The organism is Crinalium epipsammum PCC 9333 (assembly GCF_000317495.1).
GTDB classification, from domain to species: domain Bacteria; phylum Cyanobacteriota; class Cyanobacteriia; order Cyanobacteriales; family PCC-9333; genus Crinalium; species Crinalium epipsammum.
On record NC_019753.1, the window covers coordinates 1,129,714 to 1,148,699 of the forward strand.

At 38.3% G+C, this 18,986-nt stretch carries 18 protein-coding genes and 3 pseudogenes; 15 read left to right on the top strand and 6 right to left on the bottom strand.

Annotation, left to right across the window (positions count from 1 at the left end; translation table 11 throughout):
• The first annotated feature begins 313 nt into the window (after positions 1-313).
• Together CRI9333_RS04870 and CRI9333_RS04875 are read left to right on the top strand one after the other, a co-directional pair.
• Positions 314-1,567, top strand: a complete 1,254-nt coding sequence (locus tag CRI9333_RS04870) for a SufS family cysteine desulfurase (protein WP_015202049.1) — start codon at positions 314-316, stop codon at positions 1,565-1,567.
• 66 nt (positions 1,568-1,633) lie between these two features.
• On the top strand, positions 1,634-2,134 hold the full coding sequence (locus CRI9333_RS04875; RefSeq protein WP_015202050.1) for a hypothetical protein: 501 nt from the start codon (positions 1,634-1,636) through the stop codon (positions 2,132-2,134).
• A 164-nt stretch (positions 2,135-2,298) separates the two neighbouring features.
• Here the strand turns inward: CRI9333_RS04875 and CRI9333_RS04880 are convergent, their stop codons facing one another.
• Positions 2,299-2,517 carry a hypothetical protein gene (locus CRI9333_RS04880; RefSeq protein WP_015202051.1) on the bottom strand — a complete coding sequence of 73 codons (219 nt, stop codon included), beginning with the start codon at positions 2,515-2,517 and terminating at the stop codon, positions 2,299-2,301.
• Positions 2,501-2,800, bottom strand: a complete 300-nt coding sequence (locus CRI9333_RS04885) for a type II toxin-antitoxin system HigB family toxin (protein WP_015202052.1) — start codon at positions 2,798-2,800, stop codon at positions 2,501-2,503. The genes CRI9333_RS04880 and CRI9333_RS04885 overlap by 17 nt, the downstream gene beginning before the upstream one ends.
• A 100-nt stretch (positions 2,801-2,900) precedes the next feature.
• Between CRI9333_RS04885 and CRI9333_RS28050 the strand changes: the two are divergent.
• The 7 genes and pseudogenes from CRI9333_RS28050 to CRI9333_RS04910 all read left to right on the top strand — a co-directional run.
• Positions 2,901-2,993, top strand: a pseudogene (locus CRI9333_RS28050) (Uma2 family endonuclease); the annotation flags it as partial.
• Between the two features lie 101 nt (positions 2,994-3,094).
• The gene (locus CRI9333_RS04895; RefSeq protein WP_015202053.1) at positions 3,095-3,343 is read left to right on the top strand and encodes a hypothetical protein; all 249 of its coding nucleotides are present in this window, start codon (positions 3,095-3,097) and stop codon (positions 3,341-3,343) included.
• Between the two features lie 11 nt (positions 3,344-3,354).
• Positions 3,355-3,624, top strand: coding sequence for a hypothetical protein (locus tag CRI9333_RS27635; protein ID WP_015202054.1), 270 nt, complete (start codon positions 3,355-3,357; stop codon positions 3,622-3,624).
• A gap of 303 nt (positions 3,625-3,927) precedes the next feature.
• A complete protein-coding gene (locus tag CRI9333_RS28055) occupies positions 3,928-4,053 on the top strand; it encodes a hypothetical protein (protein WP_015202055.1) in 126 nt (41 codons plus the stop codon).
• Between the two features lie 8 nt (positions 4,054-4,061).
• Positions 4,062-4,154: pseudogene (locus CRI9333_RS28060) on the top strand (Uma2 family endonuclease); the annotation flags it as partial.
• 242 nt (positions 4,155-4,396) lie between these two features.
• On the top strand, positions 4,397-5,980 hold the full coding sequence (gene lnt, locus CRI9333_RS04905; protein WP_015202057.1) for an apolipoprotein N-acyltransferase: 1,584 nt from the start codon (positions 4,397-4,399) through the stop codon (positions 5,978-5,980).
• A 282-nt stretch (positions 5,981-6,262) separates the two neighbouring features.
• Positions 6,263-8,314: an FAD-dependent oxidoreductase gene (locus tag CRI9333_RS04910; RefSeq protein ID WP_015202058.1), complete on the top strand. Its 2,052-nt coding sequence runs from the start codon at positions 6,263-6,265 to the stop codon at positions 8,312-8,314.
• A gap of 184 nt (positions 8,315-8,498) precedes the next feature.
• On the opposite strand, the gene CRI9333_RS04915 is transcribed toward CRI9333_RS04910, so the two are convergent.
• Both CRI9333_RS04915 and CRI9333_RS04920 read right to left on the bottom strand, forming a co-directional pair.
• Positions 8,499-9,035, bottom strand: coding sequence for a hypothetical protein (locus tag CRI9333_RS04915; RefSeq protein ID WP_015202059.1), 537 nt, complete (start codon positions 9,033-9,035; stop codon positions 8,499-8,501).
• Positions 8,983-10,338, bottom strand: coding sequence for a P-loop NTPase fold protein (locus CRI9333_RS04920; RefSeq protein WP_015202060.1), 1,356 nt, complete (start codon positions 10,336-10,338; stop codon positions 8,983-8,985). The genes CRI9333_RS04915 and CRI9333_RS04920 overlap by 53 nt, the downstream gene beginning before the upstream one ends.
• 350 nt (positions 10,339-10,688) lie before the next feature.
• Between CRI9333_RS04920 and clpS the strand changes: the two genes are divergently transcribed.
• Together clpS and CRI9333_RS04930 are read left to right on the top strand one after the other, a co-directional pair.
• Entirely contained in the window at positions 10,689-11,012 is a 324-nt protein-coding gene (gene clpS / locus CRI9333_RS04925; protein WP_015202061.1) for an ATP-dependent Clp protease adapter ClpS, read from the top strand.
• Between the two features lie 4 nt (positions 11,013-11,016).
• Positions 11,017-11,319: a DUF2103 domain-containing protein gene (locus CRI9333_RS04930; protein WP_015202062.1), complete on the top strand. Its 303-nt coding sequence runs from the start codon at positions 11,017-11,019 to the stop codon at positions 11,317-11,319.
• A 57-nt stretch (positions 11,320-11,376) separates the two neighbouring features.
• Here the strand turns inward: CRI9333_RS04930 and CRI9333_RS04935 are convergent, their stop codons facing one another.
• Together CRI9333_RS04935 and CRI9333_RS04940 are read right to left on the bottom strand one after the other, a co-directional pair.
• Positions 11,377-11,691 (bottom strand): hypothetical protein, encoded by a 315-nt coding sequence (locus CRI9333_RS04935; RefSeq protein ID WP_015202063.1) that lies wholly within the window; start codon positions 11,689-11,691, stop codon positions 11,377-11,379.
• A gap of 206 nt (positions 11,692-11,897) precedes the next feature.
• On the bottom strand, positions 11,898-12,395 hold the full coding sequence (locus tag CRI9333_RS04940) for a molybdenum cofactor biosynthesis protein MoaE (RefSeq protein ID WP_015202064.1): 498 nt from the start codon (positions 12,393-12,395) through the stop codon (positions 11,898-11,900).
• Between the two features lie 135 nt (positions 12,396-12,530).
• Here CRI9333_RS04940 and CRI9333_RS28675 point away from each other — a divergent pair.
• From CRI9333_RS28675 to CRI9333_RS04955, 4 genes and pseudogenes are all read left to right on the top strand, one after another.
• Positions 12,531-14,591 (top strand): annotated as a pseudogene (locus CRI9333_RS28675) (PAS domain S-box protein); the annotation flags it as partial.
• A complete protein-coding gene (locus CRI9333_RS28680) occupies positions 14,574-16,661 on the top strand; it encodes a PAS domain-containing sensor histidine kinase (protein WP_449240160.1) in 2,088 nt (695 codons plus the stop codon). The pseudogene CRI9333_RS28675 and the gene CRI9333_RS28680, both read left to right, overlap by 18 nt.
• On the top strand, positions 16,621-17,100 hold the full coding sequence (locus tag CRI9333_RS04950; RefSeq protein WP_015202066.1) for a response regulator: 480 nt from the start codon (positions 16,621-16,623) through the stop codon (positions 17,098-17,100). Before CRI9333_RS28680 ends, CRI9333_RS04950 begins: the two co-directional genes overlap by 41 nt.
• Positions 17,075-18,982 (top strand): hybrid sensor histidine kinase/response regulator, encoded by a 1,908-nt coding sequence (locus CRI9333_RS04955; protein ID WP_015202067.1) that lies wholly within the window; start codon positions 17,075-17,077, stop codon positions 18,980-18,982. The genes CRI9333_RS04950 and CRI9333_RS04955 overlap by 26 nt, the downstream gene beginning before the upstream one ends.
• Positions 18,983-18,986: the final 4 nt, after the last annotated feature.

Here is an 18,986-nt window from a genome sequence, read left to right on the forward strand (position 1 = left end):
CCTGAAGGGTGGGGCTATATAAACAAAGTCCGTCTGCGCGGACTAAGAATTTATTAGAAAAGTGATTTTAAGAATTTTTAACCGCAGATGAACGCAGATAAACGCAGATAAATACAAATTTTTAATCACACAATTATGGATTTATCAGATATGCTCTAAAAAAATAAACCTTTAGCAAAAACAGTTAACTCATATCTAACATCTGCGTTCATCTGCGTCCATCTGCTTACATCTGCGGTCAAAAAAAATCCTTGCAACCAAGCTAATAAATCCTAACAACATCCTCTAAATCTTCTACCTTTCACTATATATTATGACCTTCACCCAAGAAAAAACCATTGCTGATCAAGTTCGTGCCGACTTCCCCATCTTGCACCAAGAAGTCAACGGCAAACCCTTAGTTTACCTAGATAATGCTGCCACATCTCAAAAACCCTTATTTGTCCTCAATAAAATACGGGACTACTACGAGCAATATAATTCTAATGTGCATCGTGGGGTACATACCTTAAGCGCAAAAGCTACAGACGCTTATGAAGGTTCACGAATAAAAATTTCCAAGTTTATTAATGCTGCTTCCCCACAAGAAATTGTCTTTGCGCGTAATGCTTCCGAAGCAATTAACTTAGTAGCTTATGCTTGGGGATTAACTAATTTGCAACGGGGGGATGAAGTTATCCTTACCGTCATGGAACACCATAGTAATTTAGTTCCCTGGCAACTTGTCGCCCAAAAAACAGGCGCAGTTTTAAAGTTTGTTGAATTGACAGCAGATGAAGAATTTGATCTCGAACAATTCAAGAGTTTAATTACAGATAAAACCAAATTGGTTTCGGTTGTTCATGTTTCTAATACATTGGGTTGTATTAATCCAGTTAAAGAGATAAGTGCGATCGCGCATCATTACGGTGCTAAAGTTTTAATTGATGCTTGCCAAAGTGCGCCACATTTACCCCTAGATGTCCAAGATATTGATTGCGATTGGTTAGTAGCATCTGGACATAAAATGTGTGGTCCTACGGGAATTGGTTTCTTGTATGGGAAATTAGAAATACTTCGTGCTATGCCTCCATTTATGGGTGGTGGTGAGATGATTGCCGATGTATTTTTGGATCATTCTACTTATGCAGATTTACCTCATAAATTTGAAGCAGGAACACCAGCAATTGCGGAAGCGATCGCACTTGGTGCAGCAGTAGATTATCTTACTAATATAGGCATGGATAAAATTCACGCCTACGAAGATCAATTAACAGCTTATCTATTTGAGCAACTAGCAACAATTCCTGAAATCAAAACTTACGGACCACAACCTAGCAAAGGTAGAGCCGCGCTTGCATCATTTACTGCTGGAGATGTCCATCCTCACGACTTATCAACAATATTAGATCAAGCTGGTGTAGCGATTCGCGCAGGGCATCATTGTACACAACCATTACATCGTTATTTGAAAGCGCAGTCTACAGCAAGGGCGAGTTTGTATTTCTACAATACGCGAGAAGAAATTGATGTTTTCATTGCTTCTTTGAAAGAAGCAGTAGAGTTTTTTGGCAGTATCTTTGGGTAATATAAGGGGGTGGGCAATGCCCACTCTACAGAATTCTGAATATAGATCTAAGGGTTTAAGCTATATATGCAAAGAATCTTCACACTAACAGGTATCTTAGCCTTATCCATTTCCTTGCTTCAACCAGCAACTTTGGCAAAATCACTTGTTAATCAGGATTTAACAGAAAATTCTTTAAGTATTAAAAATCAGAATACAAAGATTGCTAAAAGAAAGATAGACGGGGTAATGAGACAATCTGGCACTAGCAACCAATACATATATATTATTGAAAATGGGAAACGTAAATGGGTATGTAATAGGCGTACTCTCCGTTCTTTAGGGTTGGATTATAAAGACGTACTTTCCGTAACAACACAAGAATTTGAGCAATATCCTTGGGGAGGATTTGAATGTTTAGATGGCAGCTTATTCAACTATTATCCAAATATTTATATTATTAAAAATAAACAGAAAAGGTGGGTAACTACTGTTGCTTTTAAGAGATTAAAATTGAATAAAAACAATGTTGAAATCATGCCTTCAGAATTTTTCTATAAAATTCCTACAGGGAAAGTTATACGCTAGATAGTAAGATTAAATTATGTGACTTCAAAATTTATCAAAGTTACTAATCGTATTCTGCTGTGGAATACGATTTTTTTTAGTAATGATATTTAATAGGTACACATTTTGAGTCCGCGTAGGCGGACTTAGTATGTATAGCCGCACCTTTCAAGGTGTCGGCGCTATTATTCGGGATGAAGCTGATAATGTTGCTCCTCAAAGTCCTCTATTAAAGTAACTAAAAGTTTCAAAAGAGCATTTTGTTCTAAAGTACGATTTTTGCAAGCCATCAACTTTTCTACTATCTCAAGATATCTTTCGTTTTCCTCCTCGCTGGCAATTACTTTTGGTTGTACGTCAGCAAGTAATTTTCCATAAACATCTTTATCAAAAGTAAGGGTCATTTTTCCATTTCTCCTTATCGTATTCAGGATGTGTTAATACATATTTAATATAGACAATTTGAATTTCATAATTAATGCTAACTATAAGCCGATAGTCATTACCTTTAATATTAAAAACTGTAAAGTTGCCAACCGCATCAGCACTAGGATAAATTTGCCTAATATCATTAATATTTTCCCAGTTAGCTGCCTTAGCAGTTCTAAACCAGTCATCAATGGGAGTAAAGGCATCCGCGTGTTGCCGACAAAATTCTAACAGTCTTTTACGGCTAATAATGTGCATTCACTTTACTTATTTTAACAATTATTGGATAGCTTTAAAAATTATATTGTTAATTATTATAATAGAATTAATCAAACATAGGGCTGAAAATAAATTTAATATGATTACCACTTCAACTCCAGCAGAACAAAGAACCGTACTAGAAAATATATCCTGGGAAACCTTTGAAAGATTACTTAAAGAGACAGGCGATCGCACTTGCTCAATTCTTCCGCTAAAATAGCGGTAACACTATAATAGGGATAAAATTATGTCAACCCTCAACTCCTCACCAACACAAAAAATAATTCAGCTATGAGTCAGGCTATCACCAAAACTATCAATTTACAAACTGTATTAGATGAAGCTATACAGGAAACTATTCTGATGATGCAACAAGGAATAGATATTAGCGATTCTGCTATAGTGACACCTTTAGAATTAATAGCAAATCAATATCCAGAAATAGCCTTTGACTGCAATGAATCTTTAATGAAATTAGTTAAAGACCAAATTAAGATTCTTAATCAGCAGCAATCTCCTCAGATAAATAATGAATTTTAGTTATTTAAATTATGAACTGGGACAGGTTTTTAGCAGAAGGTGAAAAAGCCGTTAGAATTATTATGGAGGGACTAAGGAAAAGAAATATCAATGCAGGTGAACCAATTTTTACAAAATTTAATACGGATGAGGATATTCCTGTTTACGGTGCTTTAGATAATAAATTATTTTGGATTTCTGTAAAATCTGTATCTGGTAATATTACAGATCCAATTCGCCAAATGCCTGCTAAGTATCTAGGTTGGATGTGCGGAGAAGTAGAAAGTAAACAGTGGGTATAGCCACCAGCTATTATTCTTTGGTATTGTCTTAATACTAATACAGCTTGGGGAGCAATAACGCCAAAACGTCCTAGTACCAAGTGGATTATTTTTCCTGATAGATATGGAGTAGTAATAGATAAGCGCAAAACAGCTTTGACAGGGCAATCTCACTATCTATATCCGTCTTATTGCGTCCCCAAAAACGAAATTATCACTAAAGATGAAGCAATTAAATATATTAAAAAATTAGCTGAAGAAACATTAGATTAAGAATTACTAATTTACGCGAATTATACTGAATTAGCTGGTAGCAACTTTGATATGAAAGGGCGATCGCATAGGGGAGTCCGCGCAGGCGGACTTGGTTTGTATAGCCGCACCTTTCAAGGTGTCGGCTTTATTGTTGCTTATTATAATGAAATTAATCAAACTTATGGCTGGAAATAACTTTTAATATGATTACCACTTCAACTCCAGCAGAACAAAGAACCGTACTAGAAAATATATCCTGGGAAACCTTTGAAAGATTACTTAAAGAGACAGGCGATCGCACTTATTTAATCCTTCAGCTAAAATAACGGTAAAACTAAGGGGGATAAAATTATGTCAACACTCAGACCCTCACCCATAGAAAAATATCCTTGTATGTAGTATTTCATAATTTTGCCAATACTTGAAACGTCAATCACTCTTATAAAATAAAATCTAATGAGCGATAAGCTTTTATTCTATCCATTGCATTTAACTATGAACCTTGTAACTATATAGGATTGCAACTGAGTATAAATTAATGATACTACGCTTAGGAATTGCCCTAGTTAGCGGCATTTTGATGGGATTAACACCCGCACCACTTAACGCTTGGTTTTTAGCGTGGTTTGCATTAGCGCCTTTGTGGGTTCTAATAGTTAAAAATCCGAAATTAGCATCAACGCATCGTTTATACTTTATCCTTCAGCCTTTACTATGGGGTATTGGTTATCACGGTTTAGCTATATCTTGGATAACTGGAATTCACCCGATGACGTGGATGGGGGTTCCTTGGTTAGCAAGTTTAGCGATCGCATCCTTCTGTTGGCTATTTATTGCCCTCTGGGGAGCAAGTTTAGTTATTACCTGGGCAACCTGTTTGTCTTGGATTAATCATAAATTTAAAATTTTCCCTTGGCTGCGTGTCTTAATTGGCACAGCCTTATGGTGTGGCTTAGAAGCTTTCTGGAGTAGCGGTGCTTTATGGTGTGCTTCTCTTTCTTACACTCAAAGCCCTCATAATTTGTTAATTTTACATTTAGGTCAAATTTCAGGTTATTCAACAATTACAGCCGCCATTGTCGCCGTTAATGGCTTAATAGCAGAAGCATGGATTAACCGTAAAGATACTAAAAAGCAACATTCTTCTGCGTCTCTGCAATCCACTTTTTATTGGCGTTATTTGACCACAGCAATTATCCTCTTAATCGGATTACACATTGTCGGATTTCAACTTTACAACCGTCCTTTAACTCAATCAACAACAACCGCTTTAAAAGTAGGAATTATTCAAGGTAATATCCCCAACGAAATCAAACTTTATCCTGACGGTTGGCAACGTGCTATTGAAGGTTATACCAACGGCTATAAAACTTTAGCAGATCAGAAAGTTGATGCAATTCTTACACCTGAAACAGCATTACCCTTTACCCTATCTGAACTCAAACGTGGATCTTTTTACTCAGCAATTTTAGAAAAAGGTGTTGTTGCTTGGCTAGGAGGTTTTGGAGAACACGGACGTAGTATTACTAATAGTTTATTTACAATTACCGGAACAGGTAATATTTTCAGTGAATACGACAAAACAAAATTAGTACCTTTAGGTGAATATATCCCTTTTGAAGAATTTTTAGGACGTTTAATTGATCGCCTTTCTCCTTTAGATGCCCATTTAGTAGCTGGTTCACCGTCTCAAATATTTGATACACCTTTTGGTCGGGCTATTGTCGGTATTTGTTATGAGTCGGCATTTTCAGAACATTTTCGCCGTCAAGCTGCTGCTGGGGGAGAGTTTATTTTAACTGCTTCTAATAATGCCCATTACAGTAAAAGTATGCCAGCACAACATCATGCCCTAGATGTAATGCGGGCAATTGAAACTGATAGATGGGCGGTAAGGGCAACTAATACAGGTTATTCTGGCATTGTTAATCCTCACGGTAAAACAGTTTGGTTGTCTGGAATCAATACTTATGAAATTCATGCTGATACAATTTATCGCAGACAAACGCAAACTTTATATGTGCGTTGGGGAGATTGGTTAACGCCAGTGTTATTAGTTGGTAGTGCGATCGCTTTGTTATTCTACATCTTTGGTTTGAAGATTGAAATTAACCGCAGATAAACGCAGATAAACGCCGATGTAATTCAAAATTTTCTCATCTTCCTTTGGTTATGTAGTGTAGGGTCTCCCCCCATAACTCATAAAAAAGGTTTATAAAGTAGCATTTTCTAGGGGTGTGTTGAATTTATATTTTTGTATAATATTTAGATTTTGGTGAACCCGCCCCTACTGTTGAAACCTAATTTTTTAGCACTTAGCAGTATCAAAAACTTGCCAAAAACATTTTTAGAATGGTAGCTTCTGAAAGTTAGCTGGTTTAGAGTAGCAAAGACGCATTAATTAATGATGAAGCGATCGCTAAGTATCCTCTCCCTGGGCATAATATTACTAGAGTCAGCCGTTACAGCCGCCTTAGCTGCGCCTCCCAGACCCGCAGATCAGGATGTATCTTGTGAAATATTAGTAGTTGGTGGTGGACTGGCTGGTGCTGCAACAGCTTATGAAGGTTTGCTTGCAGGACGAACAGTTTGCCTGACAGAAATTACTGACTGGGTAGGTGGACAAATTTCTTCTCAAGGTGTTTCCGCACTTGATGAACGACCTACCCAGCGCGAAAGACGATATTTTTCTCGCGGTTATCTAGAATTAAGGGATAAGATTAAGCGTTACTACAATGACCTCAATCCTGGTGATTGTTGGGTAAGTGAATCTTGCTTTCTTCCTAAAGATGGTCATAGACTTTTAGCTCAAATATTGCAGGATACAGCGAGAAAAGGTAAAGGCACGCTGAAATGGTTTCCTAACACAGTTATTAAAGAGTTAGATATCACCCCTGCTACAGCACAGGGGAATACTAATGCGGGCGGACAGCAAATTCAAAGTGCGATCGCAATTCAACATTCTCCCGCACCAAATACACGCCCTATAAATACAGAGCCACTTTCTCAAACAATCGAAGATGCCTATCGCTACGATAACTCAGCTAGATTTCAGAAAAAAATTCTCCGTTTCTCACCTCTACAACCCCGCACATCTACTAACCAAAGACCAGCCAATTGGTATGTAGTTGATGCAACTGAAACAGGCGAACTTGTTGCCCTTGCTGATGTTCCTTACAAACTAGGTATTGATGCTCGTTCTCATTTAGAACCTTCTGCATCTAGTACTACTCAAGACCCTTATTGCACCCAAGGGTTTACTTATACCTTTGGAATGGAGCAAACTCAGCAACCGCAAACTCATAGAGAGCCTTCCTTTTATCAACAATATGCACCTTATTACAGTTACGAATTAAAACGGTTAGCAAGTTTTCCCTTAGTTTTTACCTACCGTCGGATTTTAAGTCCTGGCGAAGGAAAAGAAGCGACATTTGGGGGTATCAAATTTACTGAACCCACCCCAGGCGATATTTCCATGCAAAACTGGACTTGGGGTAATGATTTCCGTCCAGGGACATCTGCTGATAACTTAATTCTTACCTCAGAACAATTGCAAGCTGCTGGACAATTACAACCAGGCGGTTGGATGGGAGGTTTGCGGACAGAAAGTTTACGCAAAGGTGAGGAAATTTCCCAAGGATATTTTCATTGGTTAGTAGCTGGTACTACTGATTCACAATTAGGTGATGGGGTAAAACAACCACAACCGAATAACCGTTACCTCACAGGTTTAGATTCCCCAATGGGTACGGTACATGGTTTATCTAAGTATCCATATATTCGGGAAGCACGGCGGATTATTGGCAGACCAAGCTATGGTTATTCTGAAGGCTTTATGATTTCAGAAATTGATATGTCTCGCCTCGATTTCAGCACTGATTATTATCGCCAAAACTTACCGCCAGAAATGTATCGCAGTTTAGTAACAGCATTGGCTGGTGTAGAAGCATCTGCGGTTGCTAGTAATTCCTTAGCTTTAGATAAAGTCAAGCGCAGAAGCCGTTCGCGGATATATCCTGATTCTGTAGGTGTTGGTCATTATGCGATCGACTTCCACCCCTGTATGGCTAAAAGCCCTCCCGAAGCCCCTGGTAATACAGATCGTGAAGGTGAACGACGTGGTGCAGGTCAAGCATTTCCCTTTGAAATTCCTCTGCGCTCAATGATTCCCCAGAAAATTGACAATATGTTAGTTGCAGGTAAAGGTATTGCTGCTAGTCATATTGCTGCGGCTGCTTATCGAGTTCATGCTTTTGAATGGTCAGCAGGTGCGGCTGCGGCTACTACAATAGATTTTGCTTTTGATAAGGGAATTTTGCCTTATCAGTTAGTAGATGAATTACCACGTAGCGAACCGCAATTAGTAGAATTGCGACAAAGATTAAATGCCCAGGGCAACTTTCCCGCTTTTCCAAATACCTCAATTTTCAACGAATCTTGGGAAGGTTGGCGCTAAACCATTAATTAAAGCTAAGAGTTTTAATAGTTAGCAAATAAATTACGCCAAATCACACGCGGGCAAGATGCCCGCGCTTCTCATTTAATAGTAGGTTGGGTTAAGCGTAGCGCAACCCAACAGCCACCTTAATTGATGCTGTGTTTCACTATGTTCAACCCAAGCTACTAGCTAACAAAATCCATCATTTTTGAAAAGAAAAAACACCTAATCGCCACGCCCAAAAATCAGGCGCATACTTCGCTAACCGTGTCAAAGCATAATCTGGTAAAAAGAACAAAATAGGATGCGGAACACTGGTTGTAAAAGCATCCCGCACAAAATTTAAATCTTGCAAAACAGGAGGATAGGCTTCTGACATCCCTATCGAGTTTTCCAACCCCGTAATTATTAAAACTAATTTTTTATCTGATTCAATTCTTATTGATTGCAACTTCTCAACAATCGCATCCCTCAAAAAACGCAAGTTTTGATCAGAAAAATCCCAATGTACAAATTGAATATTTTTACAACTTGAATGCTTCTTTAAAATTGCAATTAATAAGTTTTTATCCCTGTCAAAATTAATTTCTACAAATCCAATCGTTAACTTATCATCAGCAAAGTCAATAAAAGTTAATATTTCCGCGAACGCTTGCCGATTGATAGCAGTAAAACTATCATAGTTTTTATGTGTTACTTCCTGCTGCTTGGGCAGTGTAGAGAGCTTTTTGGAAGGCATCACTTTCCTTTACCACTGGATTAATATAATTCCATCTACTACTACCGTTATACTCAAAAACTGAGAGATTAAACATCATTGTTCTGCCTAACTCATCTTTTCTCACATCCTTCTCTAGACAGACCTGGGCTAATTCTGGATAATGATCGGTAGGAATAATCCGTTCAAAGTTAAATTGTTCTTGCTTAATAGCATAAATAACATCGTCTGCTGTGACTTTATTATTCCCACTGGTTGCGGCAGTTAGACAAGAACTAGCTGTCATCTGCATTAATTGTCGCACATGACCTCCACTTGCTTTAGCTAAATCTAACAATAATTGACGATCTTCAAAGACTGCATCAACATCAACTCGATGTTCTATCAAACTAGCTATTGCTGCTAAACCTGCTTGATTGCATTTCAAATCACAGTTATTACGACTAAATTCATAAATATTCACCATTGACACAATGTTAGGACTATCAAAAGCATTACTGAGGTTTTTTTCAGAATAAACTACAGAAATTGGCGCAGTATAAATAATTGTGCAGTTTAATTCTTGGAGTTGAGCCGCATAGTCAAAAAATAAATGATTGCCGACATGGGGCGGAACTCGATCCAAATTATCAAAAACCATTAATAATCCCTTACTATATTGGGGATATTTTCTGCTGATTTTCTGAAAAGCATCACTCAACAAGAGATTAATATCTGTCTTTAATCTTGCTATATCGCGCTGAAGTGTCTGCCTAATGGTTGTTTTTTGCTTATCTGAACCTTTGATCTGAGCTAAAAGCTTGGCTAGTAGTTTAGAAATAAATGGTATTTCAAACCCACCTTCAAAACTAGCATCTAAACTAACCGACTTTTCAACGGTTTCTTCGGTTTCTTGAGTAACTTCTTTAAACCAGGATTCAAAATTTTTGAGCAGCTTACGATCAAATTTCAACTCTAGCTTGCTAAGTTCGTCAGCAACTTTTTTGATAATTACTAAATAAAGATCAGTATATTCAGCATCCAGAATATCTAGTTCAGCATCCGCTTCTAAATAAATGACACGATATTGAGATTCCCATTCATGCTGAATTCGAGGCAGTTCGGTACTTTTACCACAACCGCGATGTCCTGTAAACAAGATGGTGCTAAACTCTCCAGGTTCTAGAAAATCTAATTTAGTACTAACGCTTTTAATTGATTTTGAGTTGCGGACTTTTGACAAATCCACATAATATCGTTGAATATCTTTACCAACGAGTGACCCTACATCACAAGCACGAAAGGCAGCTTTAAGAGTCGTAGCACGGTCAACAGGAATTGACATGATGTTAGTTTAATGCTGCACCCAATCTGGATATCACCGTAATATAACTAAATTTTAAGTTAGATTTTGCACAAAGAGCGCGATCGCCTGCCACTACTATATAGCAGTTAGCGGTTAGCCAGAATCAACAGTAGGGGCGGGTTGGCAGCACAACTTATCTTCACTTGAATAGTCATAAACCCGCCCTACATCGTGATTTAGGCTGGCTGACGACTCGTGAGATTAGTAAATATTCTTTACAAAGTGTTAAGCTAAAGGTTTGTTCCAACTTAGCGTGTAGGTGTTGGACATTAAGACGATGTAAATTATTAATAAATAATGTAAGTTTACTAAAGTTGATTTAACAGCCTATGAATACATTAATTTCATTAACTACTGCTATGGCTACTTCACCAACTGTAACCCCTGACAAGGTTAGCGAAGTTGTCCGCAAAACTTATCCTAACTATAAAGTGATTGTGTTGAATGATGACTTCAACACCTTTGAACACGTTACTAAGTGTTTAATTAAGTATATCCCTGGGATAAGTGCCGATCACGCCTGGGAACTTACCAACCAAATTCATTTTGAAGGTCAAGCTGTTGTTTGGGTTGGTCCTCAAGAACAAGCTGAACTTTACCATCAGCAACTTAGACGCGCAGGTTTGACAATGGCACCCCTAGAGGCAGCTTAACGCCATGAATAAACCTAACAGTGGCAGGTTGGTGTGGAACCATTCGACACATATTCCTGGGTTGATTCCCATTTTAGATCGGCTCACCAGTTATACAGGCATTCAAACAATTACACCCGCAGTAATCGGACGGGCTAAAGGTCATTCCCCCCGTTTGCAACTAAAAATATCCGTACCAATTCTGGGAGGATTTAAAATTATTGCTAGGGCAGGTAAAACCTTTCAGGAAGTGTTTATCCTCACCAACCTTAGCCAAGGTGAATTAGAGGAAGCGATCGCAATAGCTATGAAACTGAAACTCAAGTAATCTTGTTTATGGGTAACTTAATCTGCGTTCAGACAAAAAGAGCGATCGCGCTACATCCTATTCCGCATATATTGATGCTAAACGGCGTAGTGGCAAAATCAATATGCAAGAACAAGTTAAACAATAAGAAATCAACGCCGTAAACTTCAAGCTTAGTAGTAATATATCCCAATCAGGTAGTTGCAGCTTTTGAACGACAGTAGCAAGGCAATAAACTATCCAGTATGAAAAAGTCATCATCAACAGTATTCGTTCATCACTGCTTTCCGTTTCATCTGTAATTGGAGCGGGATAAAATAGTAAAATTAGACCAGCAATACAAGCTATCAAAGAAATAAAAACTAGATAATCGTGCCAATTTAAATTGGGCATGGATCTACTCCTGCTATCCAAATAATAAGAATTGGACATCAGTCTAAAGGAATAAACTTTATAAATGTATTAATTTTTACAAATTGCAATACTTACAGGTCTTACCTAGAGATCCCCCTAAATCCCCCTTAAGAAGGGGGACTTTGAATATCCCCCCCTTTTTAAGGGGTTGCTCAGAGGGATCTAGGTTTCATAGCAGTCAACAGTCAACAAGATTCTTGAGTTTCACAAGCAGCAATACTCACCCAGCTACTAGATAGTTTACCGTCTAGCTCGTTATACCACTCCTTTTTCCAAATGGGAGCATTATGCTTGAGTGTATCAATCGCGTAACGACAAGCTTCAAAAGCTTCTGCACGGTGAGGACTACCGACAGCTATCAACACACTGATTTCACCAATTTTTAATTTGCCTGTGCGATGATGAATTACTACCCGATTAATATTTGACCATTTAGAGCGAATTTCAGTAGCTATTTGCTTGAAAATATTGATTACCATTGGTTCATAAGCTTGATACTCCAAGCAAACTACTGGTTTTCCATCAGTTTGATTGCGTACCATCCCACTCATAACTACTACTGCGCCATTAGCTTGATCATCAGCTAAAGCATAAACCTCTTCAAGCGATAAGGGAGCAAAAGTAATTGCCAGATCTTTTACACTTGAGGTAGGAGTGTTGAGAAAATTGGGTACTGTAGTCATTACACTTTTGGGATGATCGTTTAATTGAGCATAAATATATTTTGATTTATCCAGAAAACTTACGCTTGGGAACAATAAAGACAGCAGGCTTAATAAACTCTGATTACTTGCCAAATATTAAAATATTTTTAAATTATGAAAGTTACAGAAGCTCAAAACGAAGTAAATAGGCTTGCAGCCCTGCACCAGTATCAGATAGTAGAGACACCGCCGGAAGAAACATTTGATGCGATCGCACGTTTAGCAGCCCAGATTTGTCAAACTCCAGTAGCAGTAATCAATTTTATTGACGATCGCCTCCAGTGGTTCAAAGCTCATATTGGGCTAGAAATCACCCAAATGCCACCTAAAATCGGTTTGTGTCATCGGTGTATTCAGCAACGTGACGGGCTAGTAATCCCAGATACATTAGCCGATGAACAATCACGATCAAACCCTGTAGTAAATAATTATCCCTACGTCCGGTTTTACGCTGGTGTACCTTTGATTGTACCTGGAGAGTATTCAATTGGCACTCTTTGTGTAGTTGACTATAAACCACGAGAACTAACGAGCCAACAGCTAGAAGCACTTCGCCTCTTGAGCCTTCAAGTAGTTAACCAGCTAGAAATCCGACGAAATAGTTTAGCGGAAAAAGCCTACTTTCAAACAAATTCGCACCTGCAAATCAATACTCATAGCTCAATACTTACACCTGTTGCTGCCGAGGTTAAAGAAATAGCAATATCATCTATGCGAACCAGCGAGGAGATTAAAGCAGAAATACAGCAGACATTAGGTTTTTTCCCTCCGTTCTTTAGTTCAGCATTAGGGAACCCTCATGTATTTGAAAATTTATGGCAACAAACACGGAGCGCGTATTTAAATAATCCCCTATCCCCCATATTTAAAGAAAAACTTTCCACCTACTTATCACGCTACTGTTCTGTTCCCTATTGCATGATCGTTCATAGTAGCTCCCTACGTCCCTTGGGAGTGGAAGCGCGGGAAGTATTGGCACTGTTGCAAGCGTCGCCACCACAAGAAACAGAGATTAACAAGCATCTGCAAGTACTACAAGCACAGCCAGATTTACAAACCAACTTGCCAGCAGAAAACTCTGTTGTTGAAGAAAGTTTGCTTTACTGTGCAATTTATATTGCTGTCGCCAAAGAAGAAGCAGAATTTTATAAATTTGAGTTACGCCGTCTACTAGGAAATATCAACTACCAGCATTTAATCACCCTTATTGCTTATGTAAAAACTTGCCATGAATGGATGGAAGCTTATCCAGAAGTCATGTATGAAGAGGATCAGCGAGCTATTAACTATCTTGCACCTTTAATTTCAGAAGAACCTGGTTTAGCTGATTTTTTCCGTAATTATGTAGAACAAGTAAAGATTGAACGGCAGACTTGGGCGACACGACTCGCTCAACTGGAAGAACGCAAGCGAAATGAACAAGCACTGCGCCTAAGTGAAGAAAAGTTTCGCTCTTTAGTTGAACAAACTAACGACTGGGTTTGGGAAATTGATGCTAATGCTGCGTTTACCTACGTTAGTCCGCAAGTGCAAAAAATTGTGGGCTATGAACCCGTAGAGTTAATTGGAAAAACAACTTTCGACTTAATGTCTGTAACTGAAGCACAGCGATTTTTGTTAGTAATTAGTGAGTTTCTGTCTAAAAAAGCACCATTCATTAATCTAGAAAAAACGCTAATTCACAAAAATGGCAATTTAGTTGTGTTAGAAACTAGCGGTTCTCCGGTGTTTGACGATCAAGGCGTACTGATCGGATATCGGGGTATTGCCCGTGACGTTACTGAGCGTAAGCGAGCAGAGGAAGCGTTACGCCGAAGTGAGCAGCGTATTCGGATTATAAATGAAGCAATACCGCAACAAGTGTGGACAGCGCGACCAAATGGTTTGCTCGAGTATGTAAATAAGCGTGTTTTGGATTATTTTGAGCGCAGCTTTGACGAAATGATTGATGCTGGATGGCAGTCGGTGATTCATCCAGATGATTTGCCTAAATGTTTGGAAATTTGGGGCGAGTCTTTGGCGACAGGTGAACGTTACGAAATTGAATTTCGACTATTTAAAGCATCTGAAGCTACTTATCGCTGGCACTTGGGGCGTGCAGTACCTATATATGATGAGGATGGTCGAATTGTTAGTTGGTTTGGAACTAACACAGATATTCACGATCGCAAACTTGCAGAAGCAGAGCGCGATCGCTTCTTTAGTTTATCACTAGATAATTTAGCTATTGCTAATTTTGATGGCTATTTCACCCGCTTAAACCCAGCTTGGGAAGAAACTACTGGTTACACAACAGAGGAATTATTAACACAACCATACTTAAATTTTGTTCATCCTGAAGATATAAACGTTACGAATGCTGAATCAGAAAAGTTGGCTAATGGCAACCTGACTCAATACTTTGAAAATCGTTACCGTTGTAAAGATGGCTCTTTGAAGTGGTTAGCCTGGAAATCAGTTGCAGTAGTTGAGGCAGGTTTAGTATATGCGATCGCTCGTGATGTCACTCCTAAAAAATTAGCAGAACAAGAACGTCAGCAATTATTACAACGAGAACAAACCGCCCGTGCAGAAGCAGAAGCAACACGCAACCGCATCAACAATATTTTGGAAAGTATTACTGATGCCTTTTTTGCTGTAGATGAACAGTGGAAATTTACTTACCTCAACCATCAAGCAGAGGTATTGTTACAGAGAAAGCGAGAAGAATTGATTGATGAAAGTATCTGGGATGAGTTTCCACACGCAGTCGGTTCTATGTTTGAGCGCAACTATCGTAAAGTTGTATCAGAACGAGTCAGCGTTACCTTTGAAGAATTTTATTCACCCCTAAATAGTTGGTTTGAAGTTTACGCTTATCCATCAAAAGATGGAATGTCTGTTTACTTTAAGAATATTACCGAGCGAAAACTTGCACAAGCTGAGTTACAACTGCAAAATCGACGGGCGCAATTATTTTCCGAAATCAGCTTAAAAATTCGTCAATCTTTACAATTAGAAGAAATTCTGGAAAGCACCGTTACAGAAATAAAAAGGATTCTGCAAGCTGACCGTGTTTTAGTTTATAGAATTTTGGCAGATGGTACTGGTAGTGCGATCGCTGAATCTGTTAACCCTCAATGGTCGTCAATCTTAGAAAAAACCTTCCCCTCAGAAGTCTTTCCTGAAGAATACCGAGAACTCTATAGCAAAGGAAGAATTCGTGCCATCTCCGATGTCACAAACGGTGAATTAGCACCATGTTTAACTGATTTTGTGCAAAATTTTAATGTGAAAGCTAAATTAGTAGTACCCATTATCTTAAATGAACAGCTTTGGGGATTACTAATTGCTCATCAATGTGAAAATACGCGCCAATGGTCTAGTTTTGAAACTGAACTTTTAGAACAACTAGCCAACCAAATTAGCATAGCTTTAGCACAATCCCAACTTTTAGAGCAAGAAACCCGCCAGCGTTTAGAACTTATGCGTTCTAATGAAGAACTCCAACAATTTGCTTACATCGCTTCCCACGACTTACAAGAACCCCTGCGGAAAATTCAAGCATTTGGCGATCGCCTCAAACTTAAACACAGTAATGTCCTTAATGAGCAAGGCATTGACTATCTAGAAAGAATGCAGAGTGCTGCACAACGAATGCAAGTACTAATTAATGATTTACTAAGCCTCTCACGAGTTACTACCAAATCGCAACGCTTTGTTACAGTTGATTTAAATCAAGTAGTACAAGAAGTATTATCGGATCTGGAAATACGCATCCAACAAACAAAAGGGCGCGTTGAAGTAGATAATTTACCAACAATTGATGCTGATCCCTTACAAATGCGTCAATTAATTCAAAATTTGATTAGCAACGCCTTAAAATTTCACCCAGAGGAGGAAGCGCCAGTTATCAAAATTTACAGCAAAAGTATCAATAATCACATACAACCGCCATCTAATTTCTCTCCAGTAAGTGATAATTACGAAATAGTAGTAGAAGACAATGGCATTGGCTTCGATGAAAAGTATCTTGACCGCATCTTCAATGTTTTCCAACGCCTGCATAGTCGCAGCGAATACGAAGGAACAGGAATGGGTTTAGCTATTTGCCGTAAAATCGTTGAGCAGCATAATGGTAGTATCACTGCTAAAAGTCAGCTTGGGCATGGAGCAAAATTTATTGTGACATTGCCAAGTATTGCAAATAAAGGAGAAAAAAATATTGAAGGGGCGGCAACCAGTCACCATATTAATGGCGGATGACGATGAGGACGACTGCTTGTTGGCAAAAGATGCCCTAGCAGAAAGCCGATTATCTAACGATATCTACTTTGTCAATGATGGCGAGGAGTTAATGGATTATTTGTATCAACGTGGCGATTATGCCGATACTAATAAATCTCCACGTCCAGGGCTAATTCTGCTCGATTTGAATATGCCTAAAAAAGATGGTAGAGAAGCCCTAACAGAAATCAAAAACCACCCACATCTTAGACAAATTCCCGTAGTAATTTTAACTACATCCCAGGCTGAACATGATATTTTTCGTAGCTACGACTTGGGGGCTAACTCTTTCATTACAAAACCTGTAACATTCACAGGGTTAGTCAATGTAATGAAATCATTAGGACAATATTGGTTTGAAATTGTGCAACTGCCTTCAGCAGGAATAGAAGATGGTAATAAACAAAGATCGAGCTAGAGTACTTCTAGTTGATGATGATGAAGATGATTATATTTTGACTGCCGAGTGGCTTTCAGAAATTCAGAGAGCAAAATTCACCCTAGAATGGGTAGCAACTTATGATGCTGCTTTGGAAATAATTGCCAAAAAGGAACACGATGTTTATTTATTAGATTACCGTTTGGGTGAGTATAACGGTTTAGAACTGTTGCAAGAAGCGATCGCACTTGGTTGTCAAGCACCAATTATATTATTAACTGGGCAGGGCGATCACGAAATAGACTTGATTGCAATGAAAGCTGGCGCGGCTGATTATTTAGATAAAAGTAAGCTAGGCGCACAACTACTAGAACGTTCTATCCGCTACGCTATTGAACGTAAACAGTCAGAACATAAAATTCGTGAACAAGCAGCTTTACTAGATATTGCTACCGACGCAATCTTTGTGCAAGATTTAGAAAACCGTATCCTTTTTTGGAACAAAGGTGCGGAGCATTTATATGGATTTTCAGTTACAGAAGCATTAAATCAAAATGTTAATCAGTTGCTATATAAACAAGCTGAGGAAGCACTTTTAGAAATAGAGCAGCAACTAACAGCAAATGGTGAATGGCAAGGTGAGCTAAATCAATTCACCAAAGATGGTAAAAAAATTATTGTTCAAAGTCGTTGGACACTTGTAGAAGATCAACAACAAAAGCCCAAGTCTATTCTTGTTGTTAACACTGACATTACAGAGAAAAAACAACTAGAATTGCAGTTTCTTCGCACCCAGCGCATGGAAAGTTTGGGTACGCTTGCAGGTGGTATTGCTCATGATTTAAATAATGTTTTAGCACCAATTTTGATGGCGGTGCAATTATTACAATTAAAACTTTTAGATCATCAGAGTCAAGAGTGGCTGGAAATATTAGAAAATAATGTTAAACGTGGGGCAAATTTAGTCAAGCAAGTGCTATCTTTTGCTAGAGGTTACGAAGGCGATCGCGCTACTCTCCAAATTAGACATATAATTGCTGAAATTAAGCAAATAGCCAAAGAAACCTTTCCCAAATCTATCGAAATTTATACAGATATAAGTTCAGAACTTTGGACTGTATCGGGTGACGCGACACAATTACATCAAATTTTACTTAATCTTTGCGTCAATGCTCGTGACGCGATGCCCGACGGTGGCAAACTGAGTATTACTGCGGAAAATATTTATATTGATGAAAGTTATGCTCGGATCAATATTGATGCCAAAGTTGGCTATTATGTGGTAATTACTGTATCAGATGTTGGCACAGGAATTAATAGTGAAATAATAGATAAAATTTTTGACCCATTTTTTACTACAAAAGAATTAGGTAAAGGTACAGGGCTTGGTCTTTCTACAGCTATTGGAATCATCAAAAGTCACGGTGGTTTTATTAAAGTTTATAGCGAAATTGGCAAAGGTACACAATTCAAAGTTTTCTTACCCGCAGTTGAAGTATCTGAGACACAGGTAGAACAACATCAACAAAATGATCTTCGTTCTGGTCAAGGAGAATTAATTTTAGTTGTTGACGATGAAGAAGCAATTTGTCAAGTTACTAAATTGTCCTTAGAAGTAGGTGGTTATCAAGTTATAACGGCTAAAGATGGAGTTGAAGCAATCACATTATACGCACAACATAAAGAAGAAATTCGTTTAGTATTAGCTGATATGATGATGCCTTCTATGGATGGTTCATTAACGATTCGTACATTACAAAAAATTAATCCTCATGTCAGAATAATTGCTGTTAGTGGGCTAGAATCCAACGCTAAAATTGCTGAAATGGCGGGTTCGAGCGTAAAAAGCTTTTTGTTGAAACCTTACTCAGGTCAGGAATTATTAAAAACGGTGCATGATGTGATGGCGATCGCACAGTAATTTT

Bases quoted from the DNA above. Each gene is read 5' to 3' on its own strand.
- CRI9333_RS04870 (WP_015202049.1), top strand. From the start codon at position 314: ATGACCTTCACCCAAGAAAAAACCATTGCTGATCAAGTTCGTGCCGAC.
- CRI9333_RS04875 (WP_015202050.1), top strand. From the start codon at position 1,634: ATGCAAAGAATCTTCACACTAACAGGTATCTTAGCCTTATCCATTTCC.
- CRI9333_RS04880 (WP_015202051.1), bottom strand. From the start codon at position 2,517: ATGACCCTTACTTTTGATAAAGATGTTTATGGAAAATTACTTGCTGAC.
- CRI9333_RS04885 (WP_015202052.1), bottom strand. From the start codon at position 2,800: ATGCACATTATTAGCCGTAAAAGACTGTTAGAATTTTGTCGGCAACAC.
- CRI9333_RS04895 (WP_015202053.1), top strand. From the start codon at position 3,095: ATGAGTCAGGCTATCACCAAAACTATCAATTTACAAACTGTATTAGAT.
- CRI9333_RS27635 (WP_015202054.1), top strand. From the start codon at position 3,355: ATGAACTGGGACAGGTTTTTAGCAGAAGGTGAAAAAGCCGTTAGAATT.
- CRI9333_RS28055 (WP_015202055.1), top strand. From the start codon at position 3,928: ATGAAAGGGCGATCGCATAGGGGAGTCCGCGCAGGCGGACTTGGTTTG.
- lnt (WP_015202057.1), top strand. From the start codon at position 4,397: ATGATACTACGCTTAGGAATTGCCCTAGTTAGCGGCATTTTGATGGGA.
- CRI9333_RS04910 (WP_015202058.1), top strand. From the start codon at position 6,263: ATGATGAAGCGATCGCTAAGTATCCTCTCCCTGGGCATAATATTACTA.
- CRI9333_RS04915 (WP_015202059.1), bottom strand. From the start codon at position 9,035: ATGCCTTCCAAAAAGCTCTCTACACTGCCCAAGCAGCAGGAAGTAACA.
- CRI9333_RS04920 (WP_015202060.1), bottom strand. From the start codon at position 10,338: ATGTCAATTCCTGTTGACCGTGCTACGACTCTTAAAGCTGCCTTTCGT.
- clpS (WP_015202061.1), top strand. From the start codon at position 10,689: ATGAATACATTAATTTCATTAACTACTGCTATGGCTACTTCACCAACT.
- CRI9333_RS04930 (WP_015202062.1), top strand. From the start codon at position 11,017: ATGAATAAACCTAACAGTGGCAGGTTGGTGTGGAACCATTCGACACAT.
- CRI9333_RS04935 (WP_015202063.1), bottom strand. From the start codon at position 11,691: ATGCCCAATTTAAATTGGCACGATTATCTAGTTTTTATTTCTTTGATA.
- CRI9333_RS04940 (WP_015202064.1), bottom strand. From the start codon at position 12,395: ATGACTACAGTACCCAATTTTCTCAACACTCCTACCTCAAGTGTAAAA.
- CRI9333_RS04955 (WP_015202067.1), top strand. From the start codon at position 17,075: ATGGTAATAAACAAAGATCGAGCTAGAGTACTTCTAGTTGATGATGAT.